General features: G+C 71.7%; 19 protein-coding genes. 10 read left to right on the top strand and 9 right to left on the bottom strand.

Features of this window, described 5'->3' with window-relative positions:
• The 4 genes from BKA05_RS00220 to BKA05_RS00235 are packed head-to-tail and all read right to left on the bottom strand — an operon-like array spanning position 1 to position 3191.
• Entirely contained in the window at positions 1-375 is a 375-nt protein-coding gene (locus BKA05_RS00220; protein ID WP_179529627.1) for a hypothetical protein, read from the bottom strand.
• 11 nt (positions 376-386) lie between these two features.
• Entirely contained in the window at positions 387-1106 is a 720-nt protein-coding gene (locus BKA05_RS00225; RefSeq protein ID WP_179529628.1) for a LytR/AlgR family response regulator transcription factor, read from the bottom strand.
• Positions 1106-2242, bottom strand: a complete 1137-nt coding sequence (locus tag BKA05_RS00230; RefSeq protein WP_343045450.1) for a sensor histidine kinase — start codon at positions 2240-2242, stop codon at positions 1106-1108. Before BKA05_RS00230 ends, BKA05_RS00225 begins: the two co-directional genes overlap by 1 nt.
• A 7-nt stretch (positions 2243-2249) precedes the next feature.
• Positions 2250-3191, bottom strand: a complete 942-nt coding sequence (locus BKA05_RS00235) for a class I SAM-dependent methyltransferase (RefSeq protein ID WP_179529629.1) — start codon at positions 3189-3191, stop codon at positions 2250-2252.
• Positions 3192-3226: 35 nt separating this feature from the next.
• Here BKA05_RS00235 and BKA05_RS00240 point away from each other — a divergent pair, with 35 nt between their 5' ends.
• The gene (locus BKA05_RS00240) at positions 3227-3946 is read left to right on the top strand and encodes a Fic family protein (RefSeq protein WP_179529630.1); all 720 of its coding nucleotides are present in this window, start codon (positions 3227-3229) and stop codon (positions 3944-3946) included.
• Between the two features lie 355 nt (positions 3947-4301).
• On the opposite strand, the gene BKA05_RS00245 is transcribed toward BKA05_RS00240, so the two are convergent.
• A complete protein-coding gene (locus BKA05_RS00245) occupies positions 4302-5090 on the bottom strand; it encodes an HAD family hydrolase (protein ID WP_179529631.1) in 789 nt (262 codons plus the stop codon).
• A 111-nt stretch (positions 5091-5201) separates the two neighbouring features.
• On the opposite strand from BKA05_RS00245, the gene ssd reads away from it, so the two are divergent.
• From ssd to BKA05_RS00260, 3 genes are all read left to right on the top strand, one after another.
• A complete protein-coding gene (gene ssd / locus BKA05_RS00250) occupies positions 5202-6254 on the top strand; it encodes a septum site-determining protein Ssd (RefSeq protein WP_179529632.1) in 1053 nt (350 codons plus the stop codon).
• Positions 6251-7174 carry an ATPase, T2SS/T4P/T4SS family gene (locus BKA05_RS00255; protein ID WP_179529633.1) on the top strand — a complete coding sequence of 308 codons (924 nt, stop codon included), beginning with the start codon at positions 6251-6253 and terminating at the stop codon, positions 7172-7174. The genes ssd and BKA05_RS00255 overlap by 4 nt, the downstream gene beginning before the upstream one ends.
• 181 nt (positions 7175-7355) lie before the next feature.
• Positions 7356-7763 (top strand): hypothetical protein, encoded by a 408-nt coding sequence (locus BKA05_RS00260; RefSeq protein ID WP_179529634.1) that lies wholly within the window; start codon positions 7356-7358, stop codon positions 7761-7763.
• A 90-nt stretch (positions 7764-7853) separates the two neighbouring features.
• On the opposite strand, the gene BKA05_RS00265 is transcribed toward BKA05_RS00260, so the two are convergent.
• On the bottom strand, positions 7854-8762 hold the full coding sequence (locus BKA05_RS00265; RefSeq protein WP_179529635.1) for a hypothetical protein: 909 nt from the start codon (positions 8760-8762) through the stop codon (positions 7854-7856).
• Between the two features lie 365 nt (positions 8763-9127).
• Between BKA05_RS00265 and BKA05_RS00270 the strand changes: the two genes are divergently transcribed.
• Complete coding sequence (locus BKA05_RS00270; RefSeq protein WP_179529636.1) at positions 9128-9733, top strand: Rv1352/Rv1906c domain-containing protein; 606 nt, start codon at positions 9128-9130, stop codon at positions 9731-9733.
• A gap of 36 nt (positions 9734-9769) precedes the next feature.
• Here BKA05_RS00270 and BKA05_RS00275 read toward each other — a convergent pair whose 3' ends face one another.
• Together BKA05_RS00275 and BKA05_RS00280 are read right to left on the bottom strand one after the other, a co-directional pair.
• Positions 9770-11665, bottom strand: coding sequence for a ThiF family adenylyltransferase (locus tag BKA05_RS00275; RefSeq protein ID WP_179529637.1), 1896 nt, complete (start codon positions 11663-11665; stop codon positions 9770-9772).
• Between the two features lie 12 nt (positions 11666-11677).
• Positions 11678-11986: a hypothetical protein gene (locus tag BKA05_RS00280; protein WP_179529638.1), complete on the bottom strand. Its 309-nt coding sequence runs from the start codon at positions 11984-11986 to the stop codon at positions 11678-11680.
• Positions 11987-12220: 234 nt separating this feature from the next.
• Between BKA05_RS00280 and BKA05_RS00285 the strand changes: the two genes are divergently transcribed.
• Together BKA05_RS00285 and BKA05_RS00290 are read left to right on the top strand one after the other, a co-directional pair.
• Complete coding sequence (locus BKA05_RS00285; protein ID WP_218842176.1) at positions 12221-12448, top strand: hypothetical protein; 228 nt, start codon at positions 12221-12223, stop codon at positions 12446-12448.
• Between the two features lie 104 nt (positions 12449-12552).
• Positions 12553-12948, top strand: coding sequence for a hypothetical protein (locus BKA05_RS00290; RefSeq protein WP_179529640.1), 396 nt, complete (start codon positions 12553-12555; stop codon positions 12946-12948).
• A 400-nt stretch (positions 12949-13348) separates the two neighbouring features.
• Here the strand turns inward: BKA05_RS00290 and BKA05_RS00295 are convergent, their stop codons facing one another.
• On the bottom strand, positions 13349-14023 hold the full coding sequence (locus BKA05_RS00295; RefSeq protein WP_179529641.1) for a helix-turn-helix domain-containing protein: 675 nt from the start codon (positions 14021-14023) through the stop codon (positions 13349-13351).
• A 70-nt stretch (positions 14024-14093) separates the two neighbouring features.
• Between BKA05_RS00295 and BKA05_RS00300 the strand changes: the two genes are divergently transcribed.
• Genes BKA05_RS00300 through BKA05_RS00310 form a run of 3 tightly spaced genes read left to right on the top strand, consistent with a single transcriptional unit; the run spans position 14094 to position 15202 of the window.
• The gene (locus tag BKA05_RS00300) at positions 14094-14561 is read left to right on the top strand and encodes a PIN domain-containing protein (protein ID WP_179529642.1); all 468 of its coding nucleotides are present in this window, start codon (positions 14094-14096) and stop codon (positions 14559-14561) included.
• Positions 14562-14576: 15 nt separating this feature from the next.
• On the top strand, positions 14577-14870 hold the full coding sequence (locus BKA05_RS00305; protein ID WP_179529643.1) for a hypothetical protein: 294 nt from the start codon (positions 14577-14579) through the stop codon (positions 14868-14870).
• A 53-nt stretch (positions 14871-14923) separates the two neighbouring features.
• Positions 14924-15202 (top strand): DUF3263 domain-containing protein, encoded by a 279-nt coding sequence (locus BKA05_RS00310; RefSeq protein ID WP_343045451.1) that lies wholly within the window; start codon positions 14924-14926, stop codon positions 15200-15202.
• The last annotated feature ends 449 nt before the right edge of the window (positions 15203-15651 follow it).

Genomic DNA, 15651 nt, shown 5'->3' on the forward strand with positions numbered 1-15651 from the left:
TCACCGCTCGACCTCGTCCATCAGCTCGGCGAAGGCGGCCTCGTTGCGCTCGGCGCTGCGGATGTAGCGCCACGCCAGCACCACCAGCAGCGGGTACGACGCCACGCCCAGCACCAGCCACGCGACCGGCACGGGGCCGACCCGGACCGAGGCCAGCCCCGGCGCCACGTGGAACACCACGGGCAGCGACCCGATGGTCACGACGAGCAGGGCGAGTGTCCGCACGGCCAGCCACAGCTGCTCGCGCAGCAACGACCCGACGTACACGCCACCGAGCCGGGTGTCCGCGTCGACCTCGCCCTTGCGGGCCATCGGCGGGCGACGGCGCGGCGGTCCGGTGACGCGCACCCGCTGCGGGGTCGGACGCTCGGACACCGGACCCCCGGCTACTGCGCGCGCCGCAGGAGCAGGTCGCGCAGCTCGCGGGTGTGCCGGCGGCTGACCACCAGCTCGGTGCCGTCGCCGACGACGACCGAGCAACGGCCCGACTCCATCCGCACCTCGCCGACGTGGGGCAGGGCGACGAGCAGCGAGCGGTGGATCCGCAGGAAGCCCGCGGAGCGCCACTCCTCCTCCAGCGTCGAGAGCGGGGTGCGGACCAGGTGGGACCCGGTGGGGGTGTGCAGCCGGGCGTAGTCACCCTGGGCCTCGACGTGGGTGATGTCGCTGCGGTTGACGAAGCGGGTCACCCCGCCGAGCTCGACGGGGATCTGCACCTCCTTGGTGACGACCGGTGCCTCGGCGCCTCCACCGATGCGTCGCACCGCCTCGGCGAGCCGCTCGGCGCGCACCGGCTTGAGGACGTAGTCGACGGCCTGCAGGTCGAAGGCCTCGACGGCGTGCTGCTCGTGCGCGGTGACGAACACGATCCGCGGCGGCTGCTTGAAGCGGCTGAGGATCTGGGCGAGCTCGAGCCCGCTGAGGCCCGGCATCGAGATGTCGAGGAAGATCGCGTCGACCTCGGTCTCCTGCAGGGTGCGCAGCGCCTCGGTCGCCGCGGTGCAGGAGAGCACCTCGCCGATGCGCGGGTCGCGCTGCAGCAGCCAGGTGAGCTCGTCGACGGTCGGCTTCTCGTCGTCTACCACGAGGACGCGCAGGGCGTTCATCAGGCGTGCACCCCCGGGGCGAACTTGGGCACCCGGACCACGACCTTCGTGCCGGCCCCGGGAGCGGTCTCGACGACCAGACCGTACTCGTCGCCGTAGACCGCGCGCAGCCTCCCGTCGACGTTGCCCAGGCCCACCGAGTCCACGCTGCGGTCGCCGGCCAGCACGCGCCGCACGTGGTCGGGGTCCTCGCCGGCTCCGTCGTCCTCGACCTCGATGAGGCACTCGTGGTCCTGGTCGCGGGCGGTGATGCGGATGTGCCCGCCGGCCTCGGCGGTCTCCAGCCCGTGCCGCACGGCGTTCTCGACCAGCGGCTGGATGCACAGGAACGGCACCGCCACGGGCAGCACCTCCGGCGCGATGGACAGCGTGACCTGCAGCCGCTCGCCGAAGCGGGCCTGCTCGAGCAGCAGGTAGCGCTCCACCGACTTCAGCTCCTCGGCCAGGGTCGTGAACTCGCCGTGGCGGCGGAAGGAGTAGCGGGTGAAGTCGGCGAACTCCAGCAGCAGCTCGCGGGCGCGGTCGGGGTCGGTGCGCACGAAGCTGGCGATCGCACCGAGGGAGTTGTAGACGAAGTGCGGGCTGATCTGGGCGCGCAGCGCGCGCACCTCGGCCTCCATCAGGCGGGTCCGCGAGGAGTCGAGCTCCGCCAGCTCGAGCTGGCCCGACACCCACTGCGCGACCTCCTCGGTCGCCCGGGCCAGGCCGGCGGTCGAGATCGGCGCGAAGGCCTGGAGGGTGCCGACGACACGGTCCTCGACGAACAGCGGGCTCACCACCGCCGTACGGGCCGGGCAGCCGGACTCGACGCAGTGCAGGTCCTCGCGGCCGAAGGCCCGGGAGCCGGTGCGTTCCAGCGTGGCCTGCACCAGCGCGGGCACCCGGGCGGCGTGCTGCTGGCCGGCGCCGTCCCATGCGAGCAGCCCGCCGGTGTCGGTGAGCGCGACGGCCGAGGAGCCGAGCAGCGCCCGCAGGTGGCGTACGGCGCGCTCGGCGCTCTCCCGGGTCAGGCCCGCGCGCAGGGCCGGTGAGGCCAGCGCCGCGGTGTGCAGCGTGCGGAACGTCGCCCGGTCGGCGTCGGTGCCGAGGTGGTCGCGGCGCCAGGGCCGCCAGGGTCGCCCGGTCGCACGCAGCACGACGACCTCAGCGGAAGTCGATGAGCAGCATGGCGGTGTCGTCGTCGAGCACGGAGGCCGGTGTCGCCTTGGCGACCTCGACGTCGATGCGCGGGATGCTCCCGGTCGTCACGAGCATGGGGGAGTCGTGGACCTCCGGCGCCGCCTCGGCGACCGTCTCGGGCGTGCCCGTGGTGCTGGGGCTGCCACCGGGACGGGGCGTGCGCTCCTGCTCGACCATCCGGGCGCGGTAGCAGCGGGTCAGGTAGGGCAGCTGCATGCCGTCCATGCCGCGGCCGTAGTCGTCGTAGAAGGCCCGCACCTGCGCCAGCTTGGCCTCGCGGCCGCGCTCGTCGAGCGTGGCCACGCTGCTGCGGGACAGGGCCAGGTCGAGGACGCTCTCGCGGTCGATGACCTGGCGGTGCTTGAAGGTCTCCTCCTCGACCCAGCCGAACAGGCCGCTGTGCTCGAGGGGGTCGGCGAGGTCGGTGCGCTGGTCCCGGTCGCCGAGCAGGGCGCCGAGGCGGCGCACCCACGGGACCCGCTCGTCGCGCTGGTTCCACACCAGGGCCAGGTGACCGCCGGGGCGCAGGACGCGGTTGATCTCCGGCAGGGCGCGCTCGAGGTCGAACCAGTGGAACGCCTGGCCGGCCACCACCACGTCGACGCTGGCGTCGGCCAGCGGGATCTCCTCGGCGCCGGCGACGGTGGCCCGCACCAGGGGCAGCCGGGCGCGCAGCCGCTCCAGCATGGCGCTGTCGGGGTCGGTGGCGTGCACCTCGTGACCGAGCCCGACCAGGACCTCGGTGAGCTTGCCGGTGCCGGCCCCGAGCTCGAGGACGGTCGCGGGCTGCTCGCCCACGAGCCAGCTCGCGGCCGGGGCGGGGTACGACGGGCGGCCACGGTCGTAGGCGTCGGCGACCGACCCGAAGCAGCTCCTCGGGTCCGCGCCAGGCTGGAGGTCGGTCATCGGGCCAAGACTAGGTGCTGGGTAGCCTCCGGGACGTGAGCGCCGACCCGATGTCCTGGCTGGTGTCGCTCGAGGGAGTCCCGAGCGCGTTCGCGGCGACCCGTGACGGCATCGACGCCCTGCTGCGCGACCGCGGGCTGCGGCGTACCTCGCCCGAGCAGACCGCGGCCTCCCTGCTGCGCGGGGCGCACGCCTCGGCGGTGCTGGAGGGGTCGTCCTCGACCTTCGAGGAGGTCGCCGAGGGTGCCGGTGACGCGATCGCCGTCGACGCGGTGCGGGTCTCGACCGAGCTGCTGTCCCTGGTGCCGGTCCTGGGACGCTCGCCGCTGCAGGCGCTGGCCCGCATCCACGCCCTCGCCTCGGCGAGCTCCCTGCCCGAGGAGCGTCGTGGCCGTCCCCGGGACGCTTCCTCGGCCGACCGCCTGCGGTCCCTGGCCGAGGTGCTGCTGGCCGAGACCGAGGCGCCGGCGCTGATGGTGGCCGCGCTCGTGCACGCCGACCTGGCGACCGCCGCGCCGTTCCCCAGCCACAACGGCATCGTGGCCCGGGCCGCCGAGCGGCTGGTGCTGGTGGCGCGCGGTGTCGACCCGGCGTCGCTGACGGTCCCCGAGGCCGGTCACCTGGCGCACCGGGCGGCCTACGAGTCCAACCTGCGCGGCTACGCCTCCGGTGACGACTCCGGCATCCACTCCTGGCTGCTCTACGCCCCCGAGGCCTTCGCCTCCGGGGCCGACGCCTCGCCGTTGCGCTCCTGAGGGGCCGGACATGCTGGTGGCCCCCGGGGACACGCCCCGGAGGCCACCGCTGACACGAGACACCGCCGGCTACCAGGCGTGCATCATCAACTTGCTGCCGCGGGAGTATCCCGACTCGACAGGCACCCTGTAGGAAGGGTAGATCGCCGCGTGGGTACCTCGGGCCTCGTGTACGTCTGTGGAGTTGTCGTGCCTCATGTGTACGCCGATGTGACGGGCGACACAACCCCTCTCGGCGAGTCTTGGTGTTGGTCGACCGGTCCACCTGCGGGGCCGCGTCGCGACCGGTGCGGACCAGGTTGCGCGGGGCGTCCGCGCGTGGCAGGGGCCCGCGTCGGGGCGGGTCGAGGTCGCCTCAGGCGCCGGCGGCGCGCTTGCGGGCGCCGGCCCAGATGACGCCCCCGACGGCCACCGCGCCGCCCACGGCGAGCGCGGCCAGGGTCGGCCCCGAGGGCACCGGGACCCGCGAGCGCAGGGCCACGGGCTTGTCGAAGACCAGGACCGTCCAGCCGCGCTCCTCGGCGATGCGGCGCAGCTCCTTGTCGGGGTTCACCGCGAAGGGGTGGCCGACCGCCTCGAGCATCGGCACGTCGGTGACCGAGTCGCTGTAGGCGTAGCACTCCGAGAGGTCGAAGCCGCGGGTCTCGGCCAGCTCGCGGATCGCCTTCGCCTTCTCCTCGGCGTAGACGTAGTAGGCGATCTCGCCGGTGTAGCGGCCGTCCTCGACCTCCAGGCGCGTGGCGACGACGGAGTCGGCCCCGAGCAGCTCGCCGATGGGCTCGACGACCTCGGTGCCCGACGCCGAGACGATGACGACCTCGCGCCCCTCGAGGTGGTGGGCATCGATCAGTTCCACGGCCTCCTCGTAGACCAGCGGGTCCACGATGTCGTGCAGCGTCTCGGCGACGATGTCGCGCACGGTCTGGACGTCCCACCCGGCGCACAGCTGGGACATGAACTGCCGCAGCTTCTCCATCTGGTCGTGGTCGGCGCCGCCCACGAGGTAGACGAACTGGGCGTACGCCGAGCGCAGCACCGCCCGTCGCGAGATCAGCCCGCCGGCCTGGAAGGGGCGGCTGAACGCGAGGGTGCTCGACTTGGCGATGATCGTCTTGTCGAGGTCGAAGAAGGCCGCTGCCGGCATGGGGCGAGCATACGGCCCCGCACGCGTCCACAGCGGCCGCGTGTCGCATCCTCCTCCACAGCCCTCGGCGTACGCCGCCGGGCCGGCGTCCCCGCGGGACAGGCTGCCCGCATGGACCGACCCGCCGTGCTGCTCGCGACCGCCGACCCGCACCTGCTCGCCGAGGTGCAGCGACTGGCTGCCTCCGTGGGCATCGGGGTGGTGCCCGTGGTGGACGGGGGTGGGCTGCTGCGCCGGTGGCAGACCGCGCCCCTGGTGCTGCTCGGGGCCGACCTGGTGCCGTCGACGGCCGACCTGAGGCCGCCCCGACGGTCCGGGGTGGTCCTGGTGAGCAGCGGGCCGGTCCCGTCCGAGCTGCTGCGCCCGGCGCTGGAGCTGGGGGTCGGGGAGGTGGCCGAGCTGCCCGTGGCCGGCGGCTGGTTGGCCACCGCGCTCGCCGACCTCGAGCACGCCACGGCCGACGGACGGGTCGTGGGGGTGCTGGGCGGCGCCGGCGGGGCCGGCGCCACCACCTTCGCGGCGGCGCTGGGCCAGGTGGCCGCTCGCGCCGGCGGCACGCTGGTGGTCGACGCCGACCCCTTGGGTCCCGGGGTCGACCGGGTGCTGGGCCTGGAGCAGGTCGACGGGGTCGGGTGGGAGCAGCTGGCCGGGTCGCACGGCCGGCTGGCGGCCCGCGACCTGCGGGAGGGCGTGCCACGCCGAGGTCACCTCGGTGTGCTCACCTGGCGCCGGGCCGCGGTGCCGCGGCTGCCCGAGGCCGACCAGGTGGGGGAGGTGCTGGCCGCGGCGCGCCGGGGTCACGAGGTGGTGGTGGTCGACCTGCCGCGGCTCGGCTCGGTGCGCGACCAGCTGGCCGCGCACTGCGACCTGCTGGTGGTGGTGGTCCCGGCGACGGTGGCCGGCGTGGCCTCGACGGTGCGTGCGGTGGCCGGGCTGGACGACCCGTGCCGTGCCGGTCTGGTGCTGAGGGGGCGCTCGGCCGACGAGCACGCGGCGCACCGGGCCACCGGGCTCCCGGTGCTGGCCGCGATGGTCTCGCAACGGGGCATGGACGAGGCCGTCGACCTCGGGATGGGGCCGGTGCGCTCCTTCCGGGGGCCGCTGGGCCGTGCGGCCGGGACGGTCCTCGACCGGCTGCGCCTGCAGGGCAGGGTCGCGGCATGAGCGAACCCGCCGTCGCGCTGGTCGAGCGGGCGCGGGCGCACCTCGCCGCAGCCGCCGCCCCGCTCACGCCGCACGCGGTCGCGGAGGCGCTGCGCGGAGCCGGTCCGGTCGGTCACGACACGGTGCTGGCGGTGCACGCCCGCCTCGTGCGGGACGTCGAGGGCGCCGGCCCGCTCCAGGGCCTGCTGGCCACCCCCGGTGTCACCGACGTGCTCGTCAACGGGTCCAGCGGGGTCTACCTCGACCGCGGCTCCGGGCTGGAGCGGGCCGAGGTGCACCTCCCCGACGAGGAGTCGGTGCGGAGGCTGGCACAGCGGTTGGCCTCCCTGGGTGGGCGCCGGCTCGACGACGCCTCCCCCTGCGTGGACCTGCGCCTGCCCGACGGCACCCGGCTGCACGCCGTCCTGGCCCCCGTCGCCCGGCCCGGCACGACGATCTCCCTGCGCCTGCCTCCGCGGCGGCCCTTCTCGCTGCCCGAGCTGATGGCGGCCGGTCACGCCCCGCCGCAGATGGAGCGGCTGCTGACGGCGCTGGTCGCCGCCCGGGCCGCGTTCCTCGTCACCGGCGGCACCGGCACCGGCAAGACCACCGTCCTCGCCACGCTGCTCGGCCTGGTCCCGCCCACCGAGCGGATCGTCGTCGTCGAGGACGCCGCCGAGCTCGCGCCTGCCCACCCGCACGTGGTCTCGCTCGAGGCCCGTCCGGCCAACCTCGAGGGCTCGGGGGCGTTGCCGCTGCACACGCTGGTGCGCCAGGCGCTGCGCATGCGCCCAGACCGGATCGTCGTCGGGGAGGTGCGGATTCCAGCGGGAGTTTCCCGAGCTCCAGACAGGAAACTCCCTTCCAGTCGGGAAGCTCGGCATTCCAGCGGAGAAACTCCCCGCCGGGACGCCTTCCAGACAGGAAACTCGCGGGCTTGATGGGCGGCCCGGTGCCACGACGGTCCCTCTGCAGCAACGCGACCCGCACGGGTCGCTCAACCGATGCAGAGGAGGCGCGATCTAAGTGCCCCAGTACCCCCTCACGCCGTTCCCGCGCCCGGGACGGGGACGCACAGTCACCGTCGGAGCGGACAACCCCCGGTTCGTCCACCTGCCGCTCGTGGTCGGCTACCCCAGCGGCGTCGTGAAGCTCCTCCGCGGACAACCTGCCGTCCTCGACCGCCTGACCCGCAGCCAGCGCCTGATGCTGTGCGACGTGGAGCCGGACGAGCCGCACTTCGTGGCCACCAACCGCCGCGGCGACGTCAGCCTTGTCCCGGCCGAGCGCCGCATCCTTGCCGGCCTTCTCGAGCAGCGTCTCTACGCCGCCCCGTATGCGCCGCCGACCTGGAACGCGGACACGTGGGATAGCCCGGACGCCGTGGCGCGCGAGGACGTGCGCCTCGAGCTCTGCTACCTCCAAGACGCAGAAGCCGAGGGTTGGGAGCTCGTCGAGAACAACGGCTACGAGCTGCTCACCGACACCCGTCGACCCGACGAGGCTCTTCACCGACGAGACCTTCCGTGAAGGTCACCGCTGCCCCCAGGCCTGATGGCCTGGGGGCAGCCCTGCGTCTGCGGTAGAGCGCCGTGTGGTCACGGCGGGCATTGCACCCTGTCAGGGGCGGATGGTCTCAACGAAGGTGTCACCGTCGGGGTAGATGATGCCGACGTCGTAGTGGTCGAGCAGGCGGAGGACGTCCTCACGGGGCCGACCCGGGACCAGAACGGCAACCTTGGTGTCGAGCGGCAGGTCGTCGAGGACCCGGTAGTACATGGCCTGGCCCATCGCGTGCGCTACGAGCACGTCGTCGAGGTGGTTGGCCTTCGCCTCGATGACCAGGCCGCGGTCTTTGTCGTACAGGTCTGCTTCGCGGCCGTTGCTGAACCGCTTCTTGGTGACGCGCCGGCCCAGCCAGGTCACGTAGCGGGCAACCAGGTCTGCTTCGAGTTCTCGCTCGAGTTCCAGGCGCTCATCGGCGGTGAGCCCTGGGTCGGCGAGCAGGGCCGGAATGTCGTCCTGCAGCATCCAGTTGGCGCGAACCACTCGTAGCTTGTGGCCCTTGAGGTGCTTGTGCATCGCCCAGTACACGTCGCAGTGCCGGTAGCGGCCGTCGAGTTCGACGAAGCACTCCCAGATGGTCCGGCTGGGCTTGTGTCCGGGGTTGGGCCACCCGAGACGCAGCACGTCGTCTGCGACCGCTCGGAGTCCTGCCTCTTCGACAGCCGGCGGGCCGCCGACGGCGGGGAACCGTTCGAAGAAGCCGTCAGGGCGGTAGAGAATTTCGCCGGTCCACTCCAGGTCCATCTCTGCGGCCAGCAGCGCATCGGCGACCTTGGGCTTCTCCGCGGGGTTGTTCAGGTCCAGACGCAGACGCGCCGCGATGCGGTCGAGCAGGTCGAACCAGGTTGGTCTCTCGTCGATGGTTTCGAGGATGACCTGGGTCGCGAGGGCGTTGCGGTGGTCGCGGTCCTGTCCGGCGCTCGACCAGCTGGTGGTCCGGTCGGAGGGGTACGGGATGGCCAAGGTGGGCTCCAGAGGCGGTCACGGGAAGTAGAGCGCTTCCTCGACGCATCATCGCAGCGGTCACAGACATGCCGTCGCCAGACTCTTGTCTGAGCGGAGCCAGCTTCGTCTTGCCCGATAGAGTCCGTGTCCGCAAGTTGCCGCCCCGGGCGGACCAGCTACCGCAGACTGGTCCCGTGCGTCGCGTGCAACCTCTCCTGCCCCTGCTGCTGTGTCTCCCCGTGGCGGCTGCCTGCTCGGGAGATGCTCAGACAGGGCCCACCCCTGAGACCGTGACGGTCACCGTCGACGCCACGCCCACTGGCACGCCGGCCTCAGAGGTAGCCGCCTCTTCGGCTCCAATGACGGCGACACAACTCATGTCGATGAGCGGCACCCTGGGGTGCGCGCGGCCAAGCGACGCGCTGGGGCCCGCAAGCAGGGCGCTCGAGGCGCTGGCGTGCAACAAGTTCGGTAAGCGCGAGCGCGGGTTTCGCGTGTTCGAGAGTGAGACCAAGAGGGATGCCGAAGTGCGCACCTGGCAGCGCATGGCGCGCGCACGTCTCGCTCCGGGCTACGAACCCAGTTCCGTGCTTGTCGGTGTCGAGGGAGACATCTACTGGATGGTGACCTCGACGTCTGTCGGTCAGCTTCGCGATCTGCACCGCGACGGCATGGGCGACGAGGTCCTCGACTTCTCCGGGCTCGACCCCGAGGGGCCGAAGACGCCCAAGCCGAAGCCGACTCCGTCGGTCGCCACGTCTTTCGGCGAGGGCACCTACCTGGTCGGCAAGGACGTCGCACCCGGCCTGTACCGCTCCGAGGGGCCGTCGCCGAACGATGGCCGCTACTGCGTCGTGTACGCCTCCCGGCAGCCCGCCGACCTTGACTCCTACCTGCGCGGCGCCACCCTCAAGGGACCCACGGCGGTGCAGGTCAACGAGGGCGAGTGGGTGACCTCGCAGTACTGCAAGACCTTCACCCTGGACTGACCCAACAACGAGACAGCCGGGCGCAGCAGCTCCTGGTCACCAGATGAGGGCTAGTTGGAGCTGCTCGACATGTGCAGGGGTGTCCTGGTCGTTGCAGAGGCACTCGTGGTGTGGCGGCAGGGATGTGGTGCTCCACGACACCGGCTGGGGCTGGCCGTCTGCCGAACGGAGCGCGGCGACCTGGTAGTCGCCGCCGAACGGCTGGCCGTGAACGAGTTGGTGCACGGCGATGCGGGAGGCGTGGTGCGCGATCGTGGCGACGTCGGCGTTGGTGCCGGTGAAGGTGGGCTCGGAGCAGCGCGGCAGGTTCACCCACCCGGCCGGGTCGGCTGGTGGTACCGGGAGGGGGCTGGCCGGGTCTGAGCGGTGGTGGGTGAGGCACTCGACGCATCCGGTCGCGCGTGCCGGGTCGAGGCAGGCGACCCAGCCGCCCCACATGCCGGCGGTACCGGCGACGGCCAGGAACGGGCGGCCCTGGTCGCGGCGGATGGCGCCGAGGAACGAGGTGACGTTCGGGTTGGCGGTTGCGTCGATGACCAGGTCGGCCTTGGCGATCGCGGTTCGAGTCGCGGATGCGACCTGACCCCGTTTCCCGGTGTGCTTCTCCCAGAGTATCTGCACGTTCATTGCCCACGCCCGCACGTCGCAGGCGGGGTTGCTTGCGCTGAGGGAAGTGGCGAGTTCGGTGGCCTTCTGGTGGCCGGCTGCGAGGAGGGGGGCGTGCTGGCGGCTGGCGGTGGCTGGGTCGATGTCGTCGCCGTCGATGAGGAGGAGGGTGTTCACGCCGGTGCGGGCGAGGTCGGTCGCGATCTGGTGGCCGATGGCGCCGCACCCGACGAGGACGGCGGTCTTGCTGGCGAGGGTCGCGGCGTCAGGGGTCCTGTGGTGGACGGCTTCGGTGTTCAGGTGTGCCGCGGTGGCGAGCCACCTGACCTCGACCGGAGCGCCGGTCGAGGTCAGCGTCAGGACGGTGCGGTGCAGGAACACCCACGACTCCCCGCTTTGACGGTAGGCCGTCTCGGTCTCGGGGACGAGGAGTCCGATGGTCTCCGTGGCGCGCCGGTCAGGGTCCTGAGCGCCGTCCGGGTCGCGGTCGGTCCCGGCTTGGTGGTCGGTTCCGGCCTGTGCCTCTTCGAGTGGCGGAAGGAGGGGCTCGATGCGCGCCCAGACCTCCTCGGCGTCCTGTCCGACGCGGTAGTCGGGGTCTCGTATCCAGCGGCCGACCTCGATGACGGGGAACTCGCTGCGGATGCCGACCGAGCTGAGCTCGGAGTGGAAGTCGTCGCCCCAGATGTGGGTGACCACACCGGTGGCGAGGCGCCCCTGGCGTACCAGGCCGTGTGGGTACCGGGCCTCGAGCGCTCCTCCGTCGAGGTGCGCGGGGATGGCGACATCGGCCACCACGACCGTCGCCGACAGCCGGTCTGTACCCAGCCCGTACCCGACCGTGGCTTCTTCCAGGCCGGCGTGCACAGCCCAGACCGGGTCCTCAGCGCGGTCAGCGCGGATGGAGTCGTCGGCGACCAGGTTCTCGACGACGAGCAACTTCGACATCTGCCGAGCGAGGACGTCAGCGAAGAGCTCCTCTGGGCGGTGGTCCCGGTCGTGGGCCAGGCACAGCAAACCGGTGACCGGGTCGCGGTGCCGCACGGCTCCGGTGGCGTTGGTGCGGTCGTACACCTCGGCCGGGAAGTGCGGGTAGGCCCCGGGGAACCAGACGGTCAGCTCCGCACGGGAGCCCTGATGAGGCAGCGGGTACTGGACCGTGAAGGTCACCCGGTCCTCAGCGTCTTGCACCTCGTAGGTCCATCCTGCGGCGTCCAGCGCGGCGCACTCGGCAGCGAACCGGTCCGGATGCCTGCGGGGCCACCCTGCCGGCAGCACCTGGTCACTGGTCGAGGGCTTCTGTGGGGCCGCGTCGGTGAGGTTCATGACTGGGACGGTTCAGCCGACGGGGGCGGGGTGGCCCGCGGCGGCCGGGGCGCGGTAGGCGTCGGCGGGGAGGTCCTCGACGACGTGCTCGTCGATGTCCTCGGTCGTGGTGGTGACGCGGCGCCGGGTGGTGCGCCGCGTGACCCGGTGGCCGCCTCCGGGGAGTCGCTCGTACGTCGTCTCGGTGGTCTCTTCGAACTCGTCGTCGTCCACGGCGGCGCTGTCGTCGCTCTCGCTGTCCTGCCCGGGCCGCTGGGTGTCCTCCGGCGCCTGCTCCTCTGCGTGCTCCGGCTGCTTGTCGTCGTTTCGCGATGCGTTCATCGACCTACCTTTCGTTAGAACAAGTGTTCGAACAAGTTGAACACTGCTGGCCCGACCTCGCCAGCGCTGCGCCCCAGGTTCCGCGCCATGGCGCGGAAGTTCGACCCGTCTGTCCGCCGGCACTGCTTGGGCACATCTGGGGGCATGTCGACGCCTCGCCCCCGCGACCTGTGCATCCCAGAGGCCGCGTTTGGCCGCAGCGCCGGCGCGCGTTGGCGCGGCGACACGGATGGCGTGGACGCGGCGCTGGTGGCGGTAGCCAGAGCGCAGCACGAGGCGGCGCTGATGGCCTACCGGCTCCGCGACCGAACCCTGGCGCGACGGATGGCGACCGAGTTCGGGTTCTCCGTGAAGACCTGGTCGGACCACAGCCTGGGTAAGCGGTGGGCCTCACGGGCGACGTGGGCGGCGTTCACAACCATCGCGATGCGAACCTGTGCGCCGCCGGACGAGACCGGCTGAAGTTCCGCGTCTCGCGGCGTGAGGCGGCCGCAGCAGCGTGGCCGCCCGCAAGGGGTGTGGATGAAGGCACGATGGCATGCGTCTTTCGGCATAGGTTGCTGCGCATGACGGAAGCTGAGGTCCAGGCGGCGTTCGTTGGAGCGCTGTACGAGCGCGGCTGGGACGTGACGACCGAGAACGCCGACTACACCGACGTGATCGCGCGCCGCGGCACCGATGTACTCATCGCCGAGGTCAAGGGTGAGACCCGCAGCGTCGGTACCGACGTGGACACCGCCTACGGGCAGCTTCTGCGCCGCATGGCCGACCGCGGCGTCGCGAGCGTCCGCTACGCCCTCGTCGTGCCTGCAGCCGCGGCTCCGGCCGCCCTGCGTGTGCCTGAGGGTGTGCGCGAGACGCTCGCCATCGACATCTGGCAGGTCGCCCCCACGGGCGCCGTCAGCACCGACTCGCCCTGGTTCGCGTCCCTCGGCCAAGGCGCGTCGCGCGAGGGCAGATAGCCCCGAGAAGGCCGTAGTCTGGCACTGAGCCCGCCCAACGCGTCTGGGCCGGTAGGACGCGTCACTGAGCCACGGTTGGTTGCCCGTTCGAGTCGGCCCGGGTCCGGAGAGCCACGGCGTTTCGTCGTGGCTCTCGAAATTTCAGAAGTTGCCGGTCAGGCAGGACAACATTCGCTTAGCCGCCCGAGCGCGCACTCGACAACGTCAACGACCTCGTGGGGCTCACGACCTAGCCGCGTCAGCTCAGGTCAGTTCAGGTGGCGCTGCTGCTGGTCGAGCGAGAGAATTGCGCAGAAGAACTGCGGGCAGGTCGCCTACCCGAACTTGGTCGGGTCGGACACCGACGCGGCGCTCAGCTAGCTCGAGACGGACGGGACACCCCACCGCACGTGGCCGGTCCTTAGTCGTGGCGGAAGGCCTTGTCCCTGTCTGGGTTGCCCAGGTGGCCGTACTCGTCGTCCAGCTTGCGCCTTCGGCGGTAGAAGTCCTCTAGGCGGCGGTGTTCGTCGGCTGCGAGCCGCGGAAGGGCCTTCATCAACACCTCCTCGACCGCGAGGAGCGCCTCATCATCGGCTTTCGCCAGGAGGTGTACGACCCTAGCGAGAGTCCTTGGGTCGGGCTCCGGCGCAGACTCGAGTCGTGGGTGCAGCGCCTCGGCGGCCTCCTGTGGCGAAGCGAACGGCTGCTGCCGCACGAGAACTCGCTGCGTGTTTTGGCCACGCACCTTCGCCTTGAACTCGAAGGCCGCCCCCCGTCCGACGCGGGGATCCTTGACGACCAGGTCGAGGCGCCTTCCGTCCGCGGTCGCGGAGTACTCCGTTGCGTAGGACCCGTCGGCGGCCCTGAGGTGGGCGAGCAGGGTGAGTGCGGAGTCCAGCGAGGGCGCCTGCGCGCCGCGCTCGACGGCACGCACGAAAGTGGGGTGCACGTCAGCCATCTCTGCGAGCTCCCTCGCTGTCAGTCCGCTCTTCAGGCGCAGGTCCCTCAGGAGGTCGCCAAGCACTCGGTTGCCCTCAGACCCGCTCTTCACCAGCCAGGGCCCGTCGATGTAGTCGCGGCGTGGGGAGTACGTCATGGGAACAGGATAGACGACGAGAGACGATGACTTCTTGACGACCAGTGAGCATCGTCCTAGAGTCCGAGCCATGCTCCTCTCTCCTCCTCTCTTGCCCTCCTTTGGCGGTTCCTCGCGTCGTGGTCTGCTCATCGACCTCGACAACATCGCACTCCACCGGGGACGCCTCCTCCCCGCCGACCTGGTCGGCCAGCGTCTGCGCACGATCGCCGAGTTGGCCGGGCCGTGTGACTACCGGATCGCGATCGCCCCGCCAAGGACGCTGGGGGCGTACTCGTCGGTGCTAGTGGCGCAGAACATCCCGGTCAGAACGTGTGGGTCCGAGCCCGACGCCGCAGACCTCGCCCTGTGCGTCCAGGGCTTCGAGCTCCTCGCTCGTGGCTACGCCGCGCTGGTGGTCGCGTCGGGAGACCACTTCTTCGCTCAGCTCGCCGACCTGGCACCCCTGCATCTCGCGGTGCCGCACGACATCCCGGTAGCCCGCAGCCTCAAGCGCGTCGCCCGTCCCGTCACCCACTTCCCGGCCCGCGCGGCCTGAGAACGGAGTCACGTCATGTTCATCGCCATCCTCTACTTCGCTGCGGCTGGTGCCGCTGCTGTCGGAGGCGCCGGCGCCGCCGGGGTGCTCTACGACCGCGGCCGACAGCACGCCGCAACTTCTTCTCGCGAGCAGGACTCCCGCAACCTCGCCCGGTTGCTCCAGGCCGAGATAAGCCTCGCCCAGCTGCGCCGCGAAGCGGCCGAGATGGGAGTGGACCCCGACCAGGTCGAGGCCGGGTACTTCGCTCTCCGCGACGGCAGCATCAGTCTCGATGAGGCGCTCACCATGCTGCGGGGAAGCCGCTAGCTCCACCGCCCCTAGCGACTGCTGAGGTCGCCTCGCCTAGCACCGTGCGAGGGGTGGCACCTGATGACCAACCCCGGACTCAAGCAGCCGGACCTCTCACGGATACAGAGGCCGCCGTTCTGCGTTTCGCCAGCCAGTGGTGGAAGTTCCCCGGAGCGATGGAGACGCGGATCCGCGAAGAGTTCGGGTGGTCTCTGACCCGCTACCACCAGGTCCTGAACGCGCTCATCGACCGGCCCGAGGCCCACGAAGCCGCCCCAGCGCTGGTCTCGCGACTCCGGCGCCTTCGTACAGCTCGGCAGCGGGCCCGCTCAGCCGAGCGCCGGGGGTAGCAGGCGTCGGTCGCCCATCGCCCGCAGACTGTCACTACCGAGCGGTGAGCAGCGGCCAAGTTCACGTGGTGCTTCCAGGTGTCGTCGCATTGTCCGGGCGTCTCGTGCGCATCTGGGTACGCGGACAGTGGTGACAGGCCGAAGCAGTTACCGAGTTCGTGAATGCGTGCAAGGGTGAGTGCAAACTGTGGCGGAAGGAGTGTTCGTGGGGTGGCTGCGTAAGCGCCCGCCGGCGCCTTCGCCGGCGGAGCCGTGGGACGGGGTGGACACGGAGGCCGCAGATGTCGCGGCGCGCGCGGCGGGCTTCCAGGACGCCGCTCACCAGCAAGCATCCGCCCGTGGGAAAGCTCGTCGGGCGGCTCGCACACCCGCCGACCAGGTGGCGCGCGCTAAGCAGGTCGGAGTCGTATCCCGTGCCGAGTATCTAGAGCCCCAGGCCGAGGCGGCTG

This window comes from Nocardioides marinus (genome assembly GCF_013408145.1).
GTDB lineage: Bacteria > Actinomycetota > Actinomycetes > Propionibacteriales > Nocardioidaceae > Nocardioides > Nocardioides marinus.

Bases quoted from the DNA above. Each gene is read 5' to 3' on its own strand.
- BKA05_RS00295 (WP_179529641.1), bottom strand. From the start codon at position 14,023: ATGACGTACTCCCCACGCCGCGACTACATCGACGGGCCCTGGCTGGTG.
- BKA05_RS00280 (WP_179529638.1), bottom strand. From the start codon at position 11,986: ATGAACGCATCGCGAAACGACGACAAGCAGCCGGAGCACGCAGAGGAG.
- BKA05_RS00225 (WP_179529628.1), bottom strand. From the start codon at position 1,106: ATGAACGCCCTGCGCGTCCTCGTGGTAGACGACGAGAAGCCGACCGTC.
- BKA05_RS00305 (WP_179529643.1), top strand. From the start codon at position 14,577: ATGTTCATCGCCATCCTCTACTTCGCTGCGGCTGGTGCCGCTGCTGTC.
- BKA05_RS00235 (WP_179529629.1), bottom strand. From the start codon at position 3,191: ATGACCGACCTCCAGCCTGGCGCGGACCCGAGGAGCTGCTTCGGGTCG.
- BKA05_RS00245 (WP_179529631.1), bottom strand. From the start codon at position 5,090: ATGCCGGCAGCGGCCTTCTTCGACCTCGACAAGACGATCATCGCCAAG.
- BKA05_RS00300 (WP_179529642.1), top strand. From the start codon at position 14,094: ATGCTCCTCTCTCCTCCTCTCTTGCCCTCCTTTGGCGGTTCCTCGCGT.
- BKA05_RS00270 (WP_179529636.1), top strand. From the start codon at position 9,128: ATGAGCGGCACCCTGGGGTGCGCGCGGCCAAGCGACGCGCTGGGGCCC.
- BKA05_RS00275 (WP_179529637.1), bottom strand. From the start codon at position 11,665: ATGAACCTCACCGACGCGGCCCCACAGAAGCCCTCGACCAGTGACCAG.
- BKA05_RS00255 (WP_179529633.1), top strand. From the start codon at position 6,251: ATGAGCGAACCCGCCGTCGCGCTGGTCGAGCGGGCGCGGGCGCACCTC.
- ssd (WP_179529632.1), top strand. From the start codon at position 5,202: ATGGACCGACCCGCCGTGCTGCTCGCGACCGCCGACCCGCACCTGCTC.
- BKA05_RS00290 (WP_179529640.1), top strand. From the start codon at position 12,553: ATGACGGAAGCTGAGGTCCAGGCGGCGTTCGTTGGAGCGCTGTACGAG.